This window comes from Micromonospora sp. B9E7 (assembly GCF_039871815.1).
Taxonomy (GTDB): Bacteria; Actinomycetota; Actinomycetes; order Mycobacteriales; family Micromonosporaceae; genus Micromonospora.
In genome coordinates this window covers 1-14560 of the sequence record NZ_JBDPLX010000010.1, presented here as the reverse complement: position 1 = coordinate 14560, position 14560 = coordinate 1, and the positions used below count along the sequence as shown (strand labels likewise).

The following is a 14560-nucleotide window of genomic DNA, read 5'->3' as shown; positions in this document are numbered from 1 at the left end:
CTCACGCCTTGGGCCGCTTCAGGTAGGCGACCAGCTGGTCCGGGTTGGGCCCGGGGACCACGGCGACGAGTTCCCACCCGTCCTCGCCCCAGTTGTCGAGGATCTGCTTGGTCGCGTGGACCAGCAGCGGGACCGTGGAGTATTCCCACTTCTGCATCGCTGAAGGGCTCCCTCTCGGTGCGGAATTGTTCGAGGGACAGCCTACGGTCCGCTGGCCGGGCGGGACGCGGGACGCTGCTCCGGAGTGGTCGGCAACTCCCCACAGAGCCCTTCGTGCTCGTACCCCTGGGGGCAGCGGGACCGGTCGGGCAGCAGCAGGTCGCAGAAGACCCGGTGCCGGTTGTTCTGGTCGTCGGCGTTGGACACCGTGGTCTCGCCGGCGTCCAGCTCGGGCAGGAAGCCCAGGGACACCGCGACCCGGCCGGCCAGCACGGTCGCCGCCGCCAGACTCGGCACCCGGATCGGCAGGTGGATGACGTAGCCCGCTTCGTCGTCGTCGCGGGCCCGCTCGGCGGGGTGGATCGGCGTCCGGGCCACCTCCGCCTGCTCCGGCATTCGGCGGTACGACCGTTCGTTGACCGGATGGCCGCCGACGGGCCCCCCGCCGGTCTCGACCGCGGAACCGGGCCGCCGAGGCCGGTCGTTGGTCGGGAACTGGGTACGAGGGATGTTGTCCGCGTCGCGCATGCACTGCCTCCGGTCGTACCTCTCGGATCATGCTTCCGGGCCGGACGTATTCGTCCGTTCCGGCCCCCGCACCGGGACGAAGGTAGGTCGATGGCCCCAGTCCCACCAACAGGACGCGCACAACCAGCCACCAACAGTCACATATGCGACACACCGCAGGTCGGGGGCCCGACACCGAATTGGACCCGGGTACCGCCGACCGGATCGCTGGACCGTGCGGCACGGCCGCGGAGACACCGATCCGGTCATCGACCGCTACCCTTCCGGTCGGACGGTCGCGCAGCGCCCGGCCGCCCGCTCGATCACGCTCGGCGCCAGGGGTGGCGGCGGGCGCCGCACCCCTGGGGGAACGACATGACCCACCCGCCCAGCGGCGACCAGGCCGGCTCACCCGCTCACCCGCCGGCCCACCCGGATCCCGCCGGTCAGCCCGGCACGCCGACCGTCCCCAGCCAGCCAATCCCCGCACCGGCGCCCGGGCAGCTCGCCCTCCCCGCATCCTCCGCCCAGCCGGCGCTCCCCGCCGGCCCCACCTCACCGGCCTTCCCCGGGCAGCCGGCCGGCCCCCCTGTCCAGCCGGCCTTCGCCGGGCAGCCCAGCGCCGGGCAGCCGGAAGGGCCCGGCGGCCCCACCTCGGCCGCATCGACGCAGCCGGGCGCCCCGAACCCCTCGTCGATTCCCCCGCCCCCACCGGCCTACCCGTCGTACCAGGGCGCGGCCGAGCCGAAGAAGAAGCGCGGGCTGCTCATCGCGGCGATCGCACTGATCGTGATCATGGTGCTCTGCGTGGGTGGCGGTGTGGTGGCGTTCCTGACCCTGCGCAACGCCGAGACCGGTGAGGGCGCCAAGGAGCCGACGGTCGCCGTCGACGAGTTCCTCACCGCGGTCTACAAGGACCGCGACGCCGCCAAGGCGGCCAGTCGGGTCTGCGCAGCCTCCCGCGACGACGAGAAGATCGCCGCGAAGGTCGCCGAGGTGGAGAAGTACGCCTCCACGCACCAGAACCCACGCTTCCGGTGGACCACCCCGAAGGTGGACAACCAGACCGGCGACCGGGCCACCGTCTCCACCCGGGTCACCATGACCACCTCCGACGAGAAGGTGGCTGACCAGGACCTGCGCTTCACGGTGGTGCAGAAGACGGGTTGGTGGGTCTGCGAGGTCGCGTGACCGCCGGGCCTGGATAGGCTCGACGGGTGTGTGCAGCTGAGCGGCCGATCGAGCCGGCCGGTACCGGATGGTCCGCCCGCCTTCACGTGGTGACCGGCAAGGGCGGCACCGGCAAGACCAGCGTCGCGGCGGCCCTGGCTCTCGCGCTCGCCGCCGGCGGCCGGCGCACCCTGCTGGTCGAGGTCGAAGGACGGCAGGGCATCGCCCAGCTGTTCGGCATCGACCCGCTGCCCTACGAGGAGCGGCACCTCGCCGACGCCCCGGACGGCGGTGAGGTACGCGCTCTCGCGGTGGACGCCGAGGAGGCGCTGCTGGAGTACCTCGACATGTTCTACAAGTTGGGTGCGGCCGGTCGGGCGCTGCGCAAGCTCGGTGCCATCGACTTCGCCACCACCATCGCACCGGGCCTACGGGACGTGCTGCTCACCGGCAAGGTGAAGGAGGCGACCACCCGCACCTCCGGGCAGCGCCGCGCGTACGACGCGGTGGTGTTGGACGCCCCGCCGACCGGACGGATCGGCCGTTTCCTCAACGTGACGGCGGAGACCGCCCGGCTGGCGAAGGTGGGCCCGATCAAGACCCAGAGCGAGGGTGTCTCGGCGCTGTTGCGCTCCCCGATGACCGCGGTGCACGTGGTCACGTTGCTGGAGGAGATGCCGGTACAGGAGACGGTGGACGCGATCGCCGACCTGACCTCGCTCGGCTTCGGCGTCGGGAAGGTGCTCGTCAACGGCGCTCGCCCTCGGCTGCCTGCCGGCCCCGCGGTCACCGCCGCGGAGCTGCGACGTGGGCTGGTCGCCGCCGGGCTGCCGGCCGATCGGGACACCGTGGCCGGTTTGCACGACGAGGCTCGGGACCAGCTCATCCGGCGCGAACTGGAAGATTCGCTCCGCGCCGAGCTGGTGGAGTTGGGGCTGCCGATGATCGAGCTGCCGTTGCTGTCCGACGGGGTGGACCGGGCGGGCCTCTCGACCCTGGCCCAGGCCCTCGTCAGCGCCGATTGACTCACACCTGAGCTCAGCACGGGCGCGTGGACCCACGCGGCCCGATACGCTCGATTGGTGCCTTCCGAAGACGCGGCGCCGCAGCTGGACGTCGACCAGATCCTCGCCGACCCGGGCGTGCGGATCGTCGTGTGCTGCGGTGCCGGCGGGGTGGGAAAGACCACCACTGCCGCGGCGCTGGCGCTGCGGGCGGCCGAACACCACGGCCGGCGCACGGTGGTGCTCACCATCGATCCGGCTCGCCGGCTGGCGCAGTCACTGGGCCTGACCGAGCTGGACAACACCCCTCGCCAGGTCAAGGGCATCGACGTCGAGAGCAGCGGCGGCGAGTTGCACGCCATGATGCTGGACATGAAGCGCACCTTCGACGACGTGGTGCTGCAGCACACCGATCCGGCGAAGGCCGCGGAGATCTTCTCGAACCCGTTCTACCAGGCAATGAGCTCGACCTTCGCCGGCACGCAGGAGTACATGGCGATGGAGAAGCTGGGCCAGCTGCACGCCCGCGGCGAGTGGGACCTGATCGTGGTGGACACGCCCCCGTCCCGTTCGGCACTGGATTTCCTGGACGCGCCCGCCCGACTCTCCCGTTTCCTCGACGGCCGGATGCTGCGACTGCTGCTGGCTCCGGCACGGAGCGGCGGACGGAGCATGTTCAGCCTCGTCACGGCCTCGTTCGGGATGTTCTCGAAGGTGGTGCAAAAGGTGCTGGGCGCCCAACTGCTCACCGACCTGTCCGGCTTCGTGGCCGCCCTGGACTCGATGTTCGGCGGTTTCCGGCAGCGCGCGGAGCAGACGTACCGCATCCTCCAGGCGCGGGAGACGGCCTTCCTGCTGGTCGCCGCACCGGAGCCGGACGCGGTCCGGGAGGCCGCCTACTTCGCGGGCCGTCTGCGCGACGAGCGGATGCCGCTCGCCGGCCTGGTGCTCAACCGGGTGCACCGACCGGCGGTGCCGGAGCTGGACGCCGAGCAGAGCCGGGTCGCCGCCGAGCGGCTGACCGAGCTGGGTGGGCACGAGGCCACCGTCGACGTGTTGCGGGCGCACGCGGCGCTGGCCCGCCAGGCGGTACGCGAGCAGCAGGTCGCCGCGCGCTTCACCGAGGCGTTCCCGGCGGTGCCGACGGTGTCGGTGACGGCTCAGCCCGCCGACGTACACGACGTCGACGGGCTGCGGACGATCGGCGAGGCGATCAGCCAGCCGTGACCGGGATCAGTTGGCCGCGCTGACCAGGATCTTGTCCTTGCCGGTCTTGTCCTTGCTGTTCTTCTTCATCGCGGCCTCGAACATCTTGCGCCAGCTCGTCACCTGCGGGTGACGGCGCAGCAGCGCCCGCCGTTCGCGTTCGGTCATGCCACCCCACACACCGAACTCGATCCGGTTGTCCAACGCGTCGGCCAGGCACTCGTACCGAACTGGGCAGCTCCGGCAGATCCGCTTCGCCACGTTCTGTTCGGCGCCCTGTACGAACAACGCGTCCGGGTCCCCGTTCTGACATGCCGCCAGCGACGGCCAGTCAGTGATCATGCCCATGTGTACACGTCCCCCCTTGCAGTACCTACCGACCTCGTCGATGCACGTCAGCCGGCAATTCCCCCCGATCGCCCGGCCTGCCTTCCCCAAGGCGGCGCGGACGACATGTGGCTCTGTCGCCGCCCCCATCATGCTCTGTAGTCGACCGATTACGCAACGTTGTCGACGAAATCCATCATTTCGGACAGTCCCGGCTTCCCGGGCCTTCGATCGCCGGTTACCCCGCCCAGGTCGGCGATAACGCTGCGCCGCCTCCTGGGATCGGAGGAGACTCACGCCAGGTCACACGCAACCAAGTAGCGGGGGTCGTGCGTTTAGCACAACGAGGGCAGCGCGCGCAGGAAATGGGGAAAGAACGCCCCAGCGCCCCTCGTTCCCTACTCGCGTACCCTGTCGAGGTGACCTGGATGCGGAAACGTGACCACAATGTGCTGACCAACGCCGCATCGCTACTCGTGTGTGGCCTGTTGGCCGGCGTGGTGGTCGCTGCGGCGGCCTTCCCCGCAGTGGCGATGTCCGGCTTGGCCGCCAAGGCCGGCGCCGAGACATTCGGCGCCCTGCCCACGGAGCTGACGGTGGCCCGTGCGCCACAGATCAGCTACCTGTTGGCATCGGACGGCAAGACACCGCTCGCGACGATGTACGACGAAAACCGGCGCGACGTGAAGTTCGACGACATCTCGCCGTTCATGCGCAAGGCGATCATCGCGGCCGAGGACCACGACTTCTACAAGCACAACGGCGTCGACATCAACGGTGTCGCCCGCGCGTTCGTCAACAACCAGAGCGAGGGCTCCGGCCGGCAGGGCGCCTCGACGCTGACCATGCAGTACGTCCGGCTGGCCATCGCCTACTCGGCCACCCACCCGGCCGACGTGGTCGCGGCGACCGAGGACACCAGCGCCCGCAAGCTCCGCGAGATGCGACTGGCCCTCCAGGTCGACAAGGAATTCTCCAAGGACGAGATCCTCACCCGCTACCTCAACCTCGCCTCGTTCGGCAACGGCGCGTACGGCATCTTCGCCGCCAGCCAGGTCTACTTCGGTAAGCCGCCGAGCAAGCTCAAGATCGAGGAAGCGGCGCTGCTGGCCGGCATGGTCAAGGCACCGACGACGAACGACCCGACCACCAAGGCCGGGTACCCGCTCGCTCTGGACCGCCGCGACTACGTCATCGACAACATGGTCGAGATCAAGGCCATCACCCAGCAGGAGGCCGACGCGGCCAAGGCCGTCAAGCTCGAGGTGAAGGACAAGCGCACCCCGAACGGCTGCGTCTCCGCCAACGTCAACAGCTGGGGCTTCTTCTGCGACTACTTCTACCGCTGGTGGATGCAGCAGGAGACGTTCGGCTCGACCACGTACGACCGGGAGCGGCGGCTCAAGAGCGGCGGCTACACCGTGGTGACCTCGATCGACGTCCAGGCGCAGAAGGGTGCGGACAAGGCGGTCCGCAAGGCCAAGAGCGAGAACAGCAAGGAAGCCGCCATGGTCGCGGTGGTCGAGCCCGGCACCGGCCGGGTCCGCGCGCTCGCGGTGAACCGGCAGTTCAAGCTGGACGACCCGAAGAACCCGAAGAACAAGATCTCCAGCGACCCGGCGAAGAGCAAGAAGAAGATCCGGGGCAACTACCCGGCCACGGTGAACCCGCTGCTCACCGGTGGCGATGGCATCACCGGCTACCAGGCCGGCTCGACCTTCAAGATCTTCACCATCGTGGCGGCGCTGGAGAAGGGCATCCCGCTCAGCTACAGCATCAACGCGCAGAAGCAGTTCAAGTCGGAGTACATCATCCGGCCTGGCCCGGCGGCCTGCGCGGGAACCAGCTTCTACTGCCCCACGAACTCGACCGACAGCATGGCCGGCATCCACAACATGTGGAGCGCGTTCGGCCGCTCGGTCAACACCTACTTCGTGCCACTCCAGCAGCAGGTCGGTGCGGAGAACGTGGTCAAGGCCGCCAAGCGGTTGGGCATCAACTTCCGGTCCGAGGAGGACCTGGACCTGGAGAAGGGTGCGCACCAGTGGGGTGCGTTCACCCTGGGCGTCTCGCAGACCACCCCGCTCGATCTCGCCAACGCCTACGCCACCCTGGCGGCGGACGGCAAGTACTGCGAGCCGATCCCGGTGCAGGAGATCCGCGACCCGGAGGGCAACAAGCTGGACATCGCCAACCCGCGTTGCGAGAAGCGGTTCAGCACCGACGTGGCTCGCGCCGCCGTGGACGCCGCCAGGTGCCCGGTCGGTGACAAGTCGTCGTCCTCCCGGTGCGCGGGTGCCACCGCCCCCAACGTCCGCGGCGACGTCGGTTACCCGGTGGCCGGCAAGTCCGGCACCACCGACTCGGAGAAGACCGCCGCGCTGGTCGCGATGACCAAGCAGTACTCGGTGGCCGGCATCATGGCCGACCCGGACTGGCCGCAGACCAACGTCAAGATGAAGCACGCCGAGAAGGACGGCATCAACCCGCCGGTGTGGGAGACGCTGCGGGACGCGATGAAGGGCAAGCCGAAGATCAACTTTGAGCCGCCGGGCCAGAAGATCTCCGAAGGTGACCAGCGCAGCATCCCCGACGTGAAGTGCATCTCGGTGGATCAGGCGAAGTCCCGGCTCAAGGGCGCCGGCTTCGAACCGGTCGTCTCCAGCACGAAGGTCCCCTCCTCGTGCAAGGCCGGCGATGCCGCCGGCACCAGCCCGGACGGACGCACGATCAAGGGCGGCCTGGTCAGCATCCAGGTCAGCAGCGGCGGCGGCGCGCCGGGCAACACCAATGGCACGCCGGGTAACCCACCCGGCAACCAGCCCGGTGGTCGACCCGGTGGTCGTCCCGGCGGCTGAGCCGACGAGCAGAACACAACGGGCGGGCACCCTCCTCGGGTGCCCGCCCGTTCGTCTGTCCGGCCCACCGAGCCGGGATGGCTGTCGTCGTGCGCCAGCGCTGGTCCCGCTGAGTCAGAGACCGAGCTGTCGGCGTACCTCTGCGGCCACCCGGCCACCCTCGGCCCGGCCCGCCACCGCGGCCTGGGCCGCCTTCATCGCCGGGCCCATCTGGGCCTTCCCGGTGAAGCCGCCCGCGGCGAGCGCCCCCGACACCAGCTCGGCCAGCTCGGCGTCCGGGAGCTGCCTGGGCAGGTAACGGTCCAGCACCTCACCCTCGGCGGTCTCCTTCGCGGCCTGCTCGGCACGGCCGGCGTCGGCGAACGCGGTGGCGGCCTCCCGGCGCTTCTTGGCCTCCTTGGTCAGCACCGCGAGCACCTCGTCGTCGGTGAGGTCGCGCTTGGCCTTGCCGGCGACCTCGGCGGTGCCGACGGCGGCCAGGGCCATCCGCAGCGTGGAGGTGGTCAGCTCGTCGCGCGCCTTGAGCGCGGAACGCATGTCGGCGGTGAGGCGGTCCTTCAGCGTGCTCATGGACGGTCAAACTACCCTGAACGGCATGCGAAAGCGCACACTATTCCGGCTTGCCGCCGGAACCGCCACGGTCGGCGCGGCCACGCTCGCGTACGCGTCGCTCATCGAGCGCAACATGTTCACCCTGCGGCGGTACGACGTGCCGGTGCTCCCGGCCGACGCGGAGCCGCTGCGTGTGCTGCACCTGTCCGACCTGCACATGATGCCCGACCAGGCACGCAAGCAGCGCTGGGTGGCGTCGCTGGCCGCCCTGGACCCCGACCTGGTGGTGGTGACCGGCGACAACATGGCCCACCCGGGCGCGGTGCCCGGGGTGCTGCGGGCGCTGCAGCCGCTGCTGGACTTCCCCGGGGCGTTCGTCTTCGGCTCCAACGACTACACCGGTCCGGTGTTGAAGAACCCGTTCACCTACTTCCTGCCGGACCGGGAGTACACCGAGGGCGTCGAGCTGCCCTACGAGGAGCTGCGTCAGGTCTTCACCGGTGCCGGTTGGGTCGACCTCAACAACGCCCGGACCATGCTGAAGGCCGGCGGTCGGCAGCTCGACCTGGTCGGCGTCGACGACCCCCACATCGACCGGGACGACTACCCGGCCGTGGCCGGCGCGGTGTCGTCCTCGGCCGACCTGTCCATCGCGGTGACGCACTCCCCCGAGCCACGGGTGCTCGACCAGATGGCCGCGGACGGCTTCGGGCTGCTGCTGGCCGGGCACACCCACGGGGGTCAGGTCTGCGTACCGGGCTACGGGGCACTGGTGACCAACTGCGGCCTGCCCCGCTCGATGGCGCGCGGCCTGCACCGGTGGCCGGGCTCGGACTCGTGGCTGCACGTCTCCGCCGGTCTGGGTACCCACCCCACCGCCCCGGTCCGTTTCGCCTGCCCTCCGGAGGCCAGCATCCTGACCCTCATCCCCCGCTGACCCGCCCCGCACCCCTGCGCCCCGCCCGCACCCCTGCGCCCGGCGCGGGCCTCAAGATCCGCACAGGCCTCAAGATCCGAGCGGGCCTCAAGATCCGAGCAACATCGGGGATGTTGCTGCCTCACCCCGTGCTGACGCAGCAACATCGGGGAAGTTGCGCGGATCTTGGCTCTCCCCAGGGTGCTCCGGGCGGCGGGGGTACCGAGTTTGACCATCGGGGCGGGTGGGCTACTATTTGTCGGCACGCCTCGGGGTGTGGCGCAGCTTGGTAGCGCGCTTCGTTCGGGACGAAGAGGTCGTCGGTTCGAATCCGGCCACCCCGACCAGAGGTAACAGTAGGTCAAGGCCCCTCCACGGAGGGGCCTTGATTCGTTTCAGGGCTTATCGCTCCTCCTGAGGCAGGAGCCGGGCCACAGGGTTCATCGCCGTGTCGAAGCCCGCCGCCTGCGACCCGTCCTGATGAGGGCACCGAACAGGCCGGCGCACACCACCGAAATGATGCCCATGACCACCGCCGCAAACGGATCACTGTTTGGACCCGACAAGAGGCTCACCGATGTCAGGCCGAGCACGATGGCGAGCATGGGCAGCACCACGCGCGCCGCACGGCGGTGATGACGCCGATTGTGCTCGGCGTTGATCCGACGCTCTTCGGGACTGAGCTCGCGCTCCCACGGGGTGTTGAAGGGCCAGTTGGCGACCCAGAATATTGCCGCCAACCCCGCAACAGCCACCAGCACCGCAATGATGGCTTTGAAGAGCATGCTCCACCTCCAGAAGCCGTCAGTCCAAGACGGCACCGAAGGCGTTGGTAAGAGTCGTGTTCGCGACGGACGGGGTCAAAGGAGCGGGTTGATGGTGACCGGCAAGCCGATGATCTGTAGAGCAGGACTGATCCGACACCGGCTCTATGCAGCCGATATAGGTCTTTCTACCGATCCCTGGAGGTGTCGCCACGCCTAGCGTCGGTGGCACAACGACCCGTCCGAGGGGGACCACCGATGACCACCGCACTCGATCTCACCGCCGTGAAGGCACGCCAGCAGGTGACCTGGGCCAGCGGCGACTATGGAGCGGTCGCGACGCTCATCCACCCGATCTCCGAGTTGCTGGTGACGGAGGCTGACCTTTCCGCCGGCGCCCGGGTGCTGGACGTGGCGACCGGCACCGGCAACGCCGCCATCGCCGCCGCCCGCTGCGGCTGCGCCGTGACCGGCCTCGACTACGTACCCGAACTGTTGGAACGCGGTCACGCGCGGGCCTCGGCGGAACGGCTCCCGGTCACGTTCGTGACCGGGGACGCCGAGCGCCTGGCGTACGTCGACGGTGCCTTCGACGCGGTGCTCTCCGTCGTCGGCGTGATGTTCGCCCCGGACCAGGAGCGGGCGGCGGCCGAACTGGTCCGGGTCTGCCGGCCCGGAGGCACGGTCGCGCTGGCGTCGTGGACGCCGCAGGGTTTCATCGGCGAGTTGTTCCGCACGGTGGGGCGTCACGTGCCGCCACCGGCCGGGCTGCGCCCGCCGGTGCAGTGGGGCGACGAGGACCGGGTCCGCGAGCTGCTCGGCGGGGCCGTGGGCGACCTTCGGGCGGTACGCCGGGAGTTCGTCTTCCGCTTCGGCACACCTGAAGAGTTCGCCCTCTTCTTCCGGGCCAACTACGGGCCGACGTTGAAGGCGTTCGAGGCGCTGCCCGAGGAGCGCCGACCGGAGCTGCACGCCGACCTGGTGGAGCTGGCCCGTACGCACAACCGGGCCACCGACGGCACGGTGCGGATCCCGGCGGAATACCTGGAGGTCGTTGCGCGGCGGGTCGCCGTTCCCGCCTGACCGGCGTCACCCGTTGATCATCGATCCTTTCGACCGGGCCCCGAGCCGGCCGAAAGGTGGTTGCCGCCTGGCTGCCGCGCGCGATCTGATGCGCCTGATCATCCGTTCAATCGGCGGGTGACAACGGGGAGGAACATCCACTGTGATCAGATCCAGGCCGCGCCGTGGCATCGTGAGCGCACTCGCGCTGACGCTGGGCGTCAGCGGGCTCACTCTCATCTCCACCGCGAACACCGCCACCGCAGCACCCCACTTGGACGGTCCACCGTCGGTCCAGGTGGGGTGGACCGACTCGGCGACGCCGAAGAAGGCGTACCCGGTGGACAGCAACACCGACGTCCCGCTCGGTACCTGGCAGGACGACAAGGGCAAGAGCCACACCTCGCGGGTGTACGCCACCTTCGACCTCTCCGCCTACGAGGGCAAGAAGATCTACGGCGGCAAGGTGTTCCTCGAGGAACGCACCGTCGCCGACTGCAGCAAGCGTGCCGTCGAGATCTGGCGGACGAAGCCGGTCACCACGACGCCGACCTGGAACCGAGCACCCGAACCGCTCGCCAAGCTCGGCGAGGTCCTCACGCCGGTGCAGTTCTGCCCGGGGGCCACCATCACGTTCGACGTGGGCGCGGCGGTGCAGGATGCGGTGGCACACCGGCAGCGTCACATCACCTTCGAGATCCGGGTGCCGGAGCAGTACGAGAGCGACGCGTCCTACGGCCGACGGCTGCACCCGTACCGCAGCGTCGACCTGAACGTCGAGTTCAACTCGGTGCCGCAGATCGACACCGCCCACCTGTACAACGGTGGTCTGCCCTGCACCCAACTCGCGCCCTACCCGCGCATCGGCGGGTTCGCCAGCATCCTGGAGGCGGTCGGTAGCGACGCCGACGAGTACGACGAGCGCGCGGTCAAGACCGAGGTCGCCATCTGGCCGAAGGCCGACCCGGACGCTCGCCAGGTGTTCACCGGTGAACACGGCCTCACCGGCCGAGCCAACCGGGTCAACCTGCCCGAGGGCACCCTCGCCGACGGCACGACCTACGTCTGGCAGGCCCGGGTGACCGACGGCGCGGACTACTCGCCCTGGTCGAAGAAGTGCTTCTTCACCCACGACCGCACCGCCCCCGTCGAGCCCACCATCACCTCGGCCAACTACCCGCAGGACAGCACGGGCGAGGCGGCGCCGACCGGCGTGTCGCCGGTCTTCACCTTCTCCGGGAACGGCGACAAGGACGTCGCCGGTTTCGAATACTCGTGGCGCAGCCTGGGCGGCCACGGCTGCTCGGCCAGCGGGGAGTACGGCCAGTTGGAGTGCACCCACCCGTTGGACAAGCCGGGATCGGTGCGGGCGAACACCCCCGGCGGTTCGGCGACGGTGACGATCGATCTGATCGGCTCCGGGCCCCAGCGGTTGAGCGTCCGCACGATCGACCTCGCGGGCAACGTCTCCGAGACCGTCGAGTACCGCACTCTGGTGCCGCGGGTCGAGCCGGAGGTGCGGGTGGAGAGCGGTACCCCCGAGTGGGGGCAGGAAGTGCTGCTGAAGTTCGTCCCGGCCCCTGGTGTCACAGGCGTCCGCGACTACGAGATCACCCTGGACGGGGGAACGCCGGAGACGCGGGACGCCCAGGAGGACGGCACGGCCTTCTTCAGCTTCTTCGCCACGAACCCGAACGGACACCACCTCAAGGTCCGCAGCCGCAGTGACAACGGGTTCGTCTCGCCGGAGGGCAATTGGTCCACGTCCTTCTATCCCGGCCCCGGGGTAAAGTCCGACGTCTACTCCTCGCCGGACGGTTCGGCCGTCGGCGGAGTGGGGATCGAGGGCACCTTCACCTTCTCCCCACCGCCGGGTTGGACGGACACCACGGCCTACCAGTTCAGCTTCAACGGCGCCGAGCCGACCGAGGTGCCGGCCGACGCGAACGGCCGGGCCACGATCACCTGGACGCCGACCGCCATCGGGTACGTGGACCTGACCGTCTACGCCGTACGCGCCGACGGCACGGTCAGCGACTACCCCAACTGGTACTCGTTCGAGGTGGCGACCTCCGCCTCCTGACCCACCCGGACGCGGGGGCGGCCACACACCGGTGTGGTCGCCCCCGCGTCCGTCAGTCCTGTCGTTCGGTGCGCTCGATCTCGGCGAACGCGGCGGCCAGGTAGCCGTCCAACGGGGCACCGGTCGCCGCCAGCAGGTCCGCCACCAGCAGCGGGGCGTGCCGGGCCAGGGCCGAGGCGTCCGGTGGCGACTCGTCGCCCTCGGGGTCGTACACGCCCAGCGCTCCGGCCAGCAGGACGAGCACCACGTGCGGGTCGACGTCCGACCGCCACCGCGCCGCCTCCTGTACGCAGCGGGTCAACACCTGGCGGACGTCGTCGCCGGTCAACCCCTCCGGGTGGCTCTCCTCCAACAGCAGTCGGACCACCGCGCCGAGCACCAGGCCGGAGCGCTCGTCCGCAGCGAGCCCATCGACTGCCTCGTCGTACGCCTGCCCGTCACGTGCCTGGGCGGCGGCCACGGCCGCGGTGGCGGTCACCGCGATGGCGCGGGCGGTAGCGGGCAGATGTCGCCAGGTGCCGGTCATCGGGCCAGCATCGCAGACCCGGCGGACACCGTGCGATTGATCACCCGTCGGCCTCGACGACAGCGGGGAGCGCTCAAAACGGGTCGCGTGGTGTCACACCCGGCGAACAGAATGCCGGTCATGCTGCGTCGTGCCCTGCCCCGCCGTCCAGAAGCCCGCCGGATCCTCGTCGGCACCCTGCTGTCGGCGATCGGACGTGGCCTGACCCTGCCGTTCCTGTTCATCTACCTGACCGACGTACGCGGGCTCACCGACACCCGCGCCGGGCTCGTGATCGGTTGGTACGGGGCGGTCACCCTGGCCCTGTCGCCGCTGGGTGGGACGCTGATCGACCGGTTCGGCGCACGTCGGATCGTGGTGCCCTGCCTACTGTTGGAGGCGGTCGGCACCGGGTCGCTCGCGCTGGTCAACTCCTCCGGGTCGGCACTGCTGGTGATGACGGTGATCGCCATTGGCAGCTCGGCGATCTGGTCCGGGCAGAACACGATCCTCGCCTCGTTGACCGACGACGGTGAGCGGCAACGCGTCTTCGGGCTGAACTTCGCCCTGCTCAACCTCGGCATCGGCATCGGTGGCATGACTTCCGGCGCGATCGTCGACACCGCCCGGCCCGACACCTTCCAAACGATCTACCTGCTGGACGCGGTGACGTACCTGCTGCCGGCAATCATCCTGCTCACCCTGCCCGGGGTGGGTCACCGACTCGGCAACCGTCGTGGTGTCGACGAGCCGTCGCCCGGCGGCTACCTGACCGTGCTCCGCGACCGCCCGTTCCGACGGCTGGTGATCTTCGGGTTGATCCTCACCACCTGCGGGTACGCGCAGGTCGAGGTGGGCTTCGCCGCGTACGCGGTGCGGGTCGTCGAGGTGAACCCTAGAGTGGTGGCGTGGGCACTCGCGGCGAACACCGTGATGATCGTGCTCGCGCAACTGCTGGTGATCCGGCGGATCGAGGGGCGCAGTCGCACCCGGGCACTGGCCGTGGTGGGTGCGGTGTTCGCCGCCGCCTGGTTGGTCCTCGGCGCGGGCGGCCTGGTCAGCGGTGAAAGCGCCCTGTTCGCCGCCCTGTGCGTGGTGGCCTGCTCGGCGATCTTCGGCTTCGGCGAGACGATGCTCTCGCCGGTGATGCCCGCGCTGACCAACGCACTGGCCACCGACGAGCTACGCGGCCGGTACAACGCGATGAGTTCGATGATCTTCGGGGTCAGCGGTGTGATCGGCCCGGTGACCGCCGGCCCGCTCATCGGCGCCGCCAACGGCATGGTCTGGGTGGCGACGGTGGTCGGCGGCTGCCTGGTCGCCTCCCTGGTCGCACTCTCCCTGCGCCGACTGCTCACCGCAGATCAGGACGGCCGAACGACGGCCACGCCGGCGTCACCCGCCCCGGCCCCCGCCCCCGCCTGACCCACACCCCGCACCCCGCACC

At 69.9% G+C, this 14560-nt stretch carries 13 protein-coding genes, 1 tRNA gene and 1 pseudogene; 9 read left to right on the top strand and 6 right to left on the bottom strand.

Annotation, left to right across the window (positions count from 1 at the left end; translation table 11 throughout):
* Nucleotide 1: 1 nt before the first annotated feature.
* Nucleotides 2-157 carry a DUF4177 domain-containing protein gene (locus ABGB10_RS17885; RefSeq protein WP_007466198.1) on the bottom strand — a complete coding sequence of 52 codons (156 nt, stop codon included), beginning with the start codon at nucleotides 155-157 and terminating at the stop codon, nucleotides 2-4.
* Between the two features lie 44 nt (nucleotides 158-201).
* Nucleotides 202-687, bottom strand: coding sequence for a hypothetical protein (locus tag ABGB10_RS17880; protein ID WP_347661975.1), 486 nt, complete (start codon nucleotides 685-687; stop codon nucleotides 202-204).
* 717 nt (nucleotides 688-1404) lie between these two features.
* On the opposite strand from ABGB10_RS17880, the pseudogene ABGB10_RS17875 reads away from it, so the two are divergent.
* From ABGB10_RS17875 to ABGB10_RS17865, 3 genes and pseudogenes are all read left to right on the top strand, one after another.
* Nucleotides 1405-1857: pseudogene (locus ABGB10_RS17875) on the top strand (hypothetical protein); the annotation flags it as partial.
* Nucleotides 1858-1883: 26 nt separating this feature from the next.
* The gene (locus tag ABGB10_RS17870; RefSeq protein WP_347661974.1) at nucleotides 1884-2861 is read left to right on the top strand and encodes an ArsA-related P-loop ATPase; all 978 of its coding nucleotides are present in this window, start codon (nucleotides 1884-1886) and stop codon (nucleotides 2859-2861) included.
* A gap of 54 nt (nucleotides 2862-2915) precedes the next feature.
* On the top strand, nucleotides 2916-4067 hold the full coding sequence (locus tag ABGB10_RS17865; protein WP_347661973.1) for an ArsA-related P-loop ATPase: 1152 nt from the start codon (nucleotides 2916-2918) through the stop codon (nucleotides 4065-4067).
* A 6-nt stretch (nucleotides 4068-4073) separates the two neighbouring features.
* On the opposite strand, the gene ABGB10_RS17860 is transcribed toward ABGB10_RS17865, so the two are convergent.
* Entirely contained in the window at nucleotides 4074-4394 is a 321-nt protein-coding gene (locus ABGB10_RS17860; protein WP_210780772.1) for a WhiB family transcriptional regulator, read from the bottom strand.
* Between the two features lie 407 nt (nucleotides 4395-4801).
* On the opposite strand from ABGB10_RS17860, the gene ABGB10_RS17855 reads away from it, so the two are divergent.
* The gene (locus ABGB10_RS17855; protein ID WP_347661972.1) at nucleotides 4802-7231 is read left to right on the top strand and encodes a transglycosylase domain-containing protein; all 2430 of its coding nucleotides are present in this window, start codon (nucleotides 4802-4804) and stop codon (nucleotides 7229-7231) included.
* Between the two features lie 114 nt (nucleotides 7232-7345).
* Here ABGB10_RS17855 and ABGB10_RS17850 read toward each other — a convergent pair whose 3' ends face one another.
* The gene (locus tag ABGB10_RS17850) at nucleotides 7346-7801 is read right to left on the bottom strand and encodes a GatB/YqeY domain-containing protein (protein WP_347661971.1); all 456 of its coding nucleotides are present in this window, start codon (nucleotides 7799-7801) and stop codon (nucleotides 7346-7348) included.
* Nucleotides 7802-7826: 25 nt separating this feature from the next.
* On the opposite strand from ABGB10_RS17850, the gene ABGB10_RS17845 reads away from it, so the two are divergent.
* Both ABGB10_RS17845 and ABGB10_RS17840 read left to right on the top strand, forming a co-directional pair.
* A complete protein-coding gene (locus ABGB10_RS17845) occupies nucleotides 7827-8720 on the top strand; it encodes a metallophosphoesterase (RefSeq protein WP_347661970.1) in 894 nt (297 codons plus the stop codon).
* Between the two features lie 249 nt (nucleotides 8721-8969).
* Nucleotides 8970-9046: transfer RNA gene (locus ABGB10_RS17840), tRNA-Pro, on the top strand.
* A 93-nt stretch (nucleotides 9047-9139) separates the two neighbouring features.
* Here ABGB10_RS17840 and ABGB10_RS17835 read toward each other — a convergent pair.
* On the bottom strand, nucleotides 9140-9484 hold the full coding sequence (locus tag ABGB10_RS17835; RefSeq protein ID WP_347661969.1) for a hypothetical protein: 345 nt from the start codon (nucleotides 9482-9484) through the stop codon (nucleotides 9140-9142).
* Between the two features lie 237 nt (nucleotides 9485-9721).
* Here ABGB10_RS17835 and ABGB10_RS17830 point away from each other — a divergent pair, with 237 nt between their 5' ends.
* Together ABGB10_RS17830 and ABGB10_RS17825 are read left to right on the top strand one after the other, a co-directional pair.
* Entirely contained in the window at nucleotides 9722-10546 is an 825-nt protein-coding gene (locus ABGB10_RS17830) for a methyltransferase domain-containing protein (RefSeq protein ID WP_347661968.1), read from the top strand.
* 172 nt (nucleotides 10547-10718) lie between these two features.
* The gene (locus tag ABGB10_RS17825; RefSeq protein WP_347661967.1) at nucleotides 10719-12608 is read left to right on the top strand and encodes a hypothetical protein; all 1890 of its coding nucleotides are present in this window, start codon (nucleotides 10719-10721) and stop codon (nucleotides 12606-12608) included.
* A 52-nt stretch (nucleotides 12609-12660) separates the two neighbouring features.
* Here the strand turns inward: ABGB10_RS17825 and ABGB10_RS17820 are convergent, their stop codons facing one another.
* Nucleotides 12661-13134 carry a hypothetical protein gene (locus tag ABGB10_RS17820; protein ID WP_347661966.1) on the bottom strand — a complete coding sequence of 158 codons (474 nt, stop codon included), beginning with the start codon at nucleotides 13132-13134 and terminating at the stop codon, nucleotides 12661-12663.
* Nucleotides 13135-13254: 120 nt separating this feature from the next.
* On the opposite strand from ABGB10_RS17820, the gene ABGB10_RS17815 reads away from it, so the two are divergent.
* Entirely contained in the window at nucleotides 13255-14538 is a 1284-nt protein-coding gene (locus tag ABGB10_RS17815) for an MFS transporter (protein ID WP_347661965.1), read from the top strand.
* Nucleotides 14539-14560 lie beyond the last annotated feature (22 nt).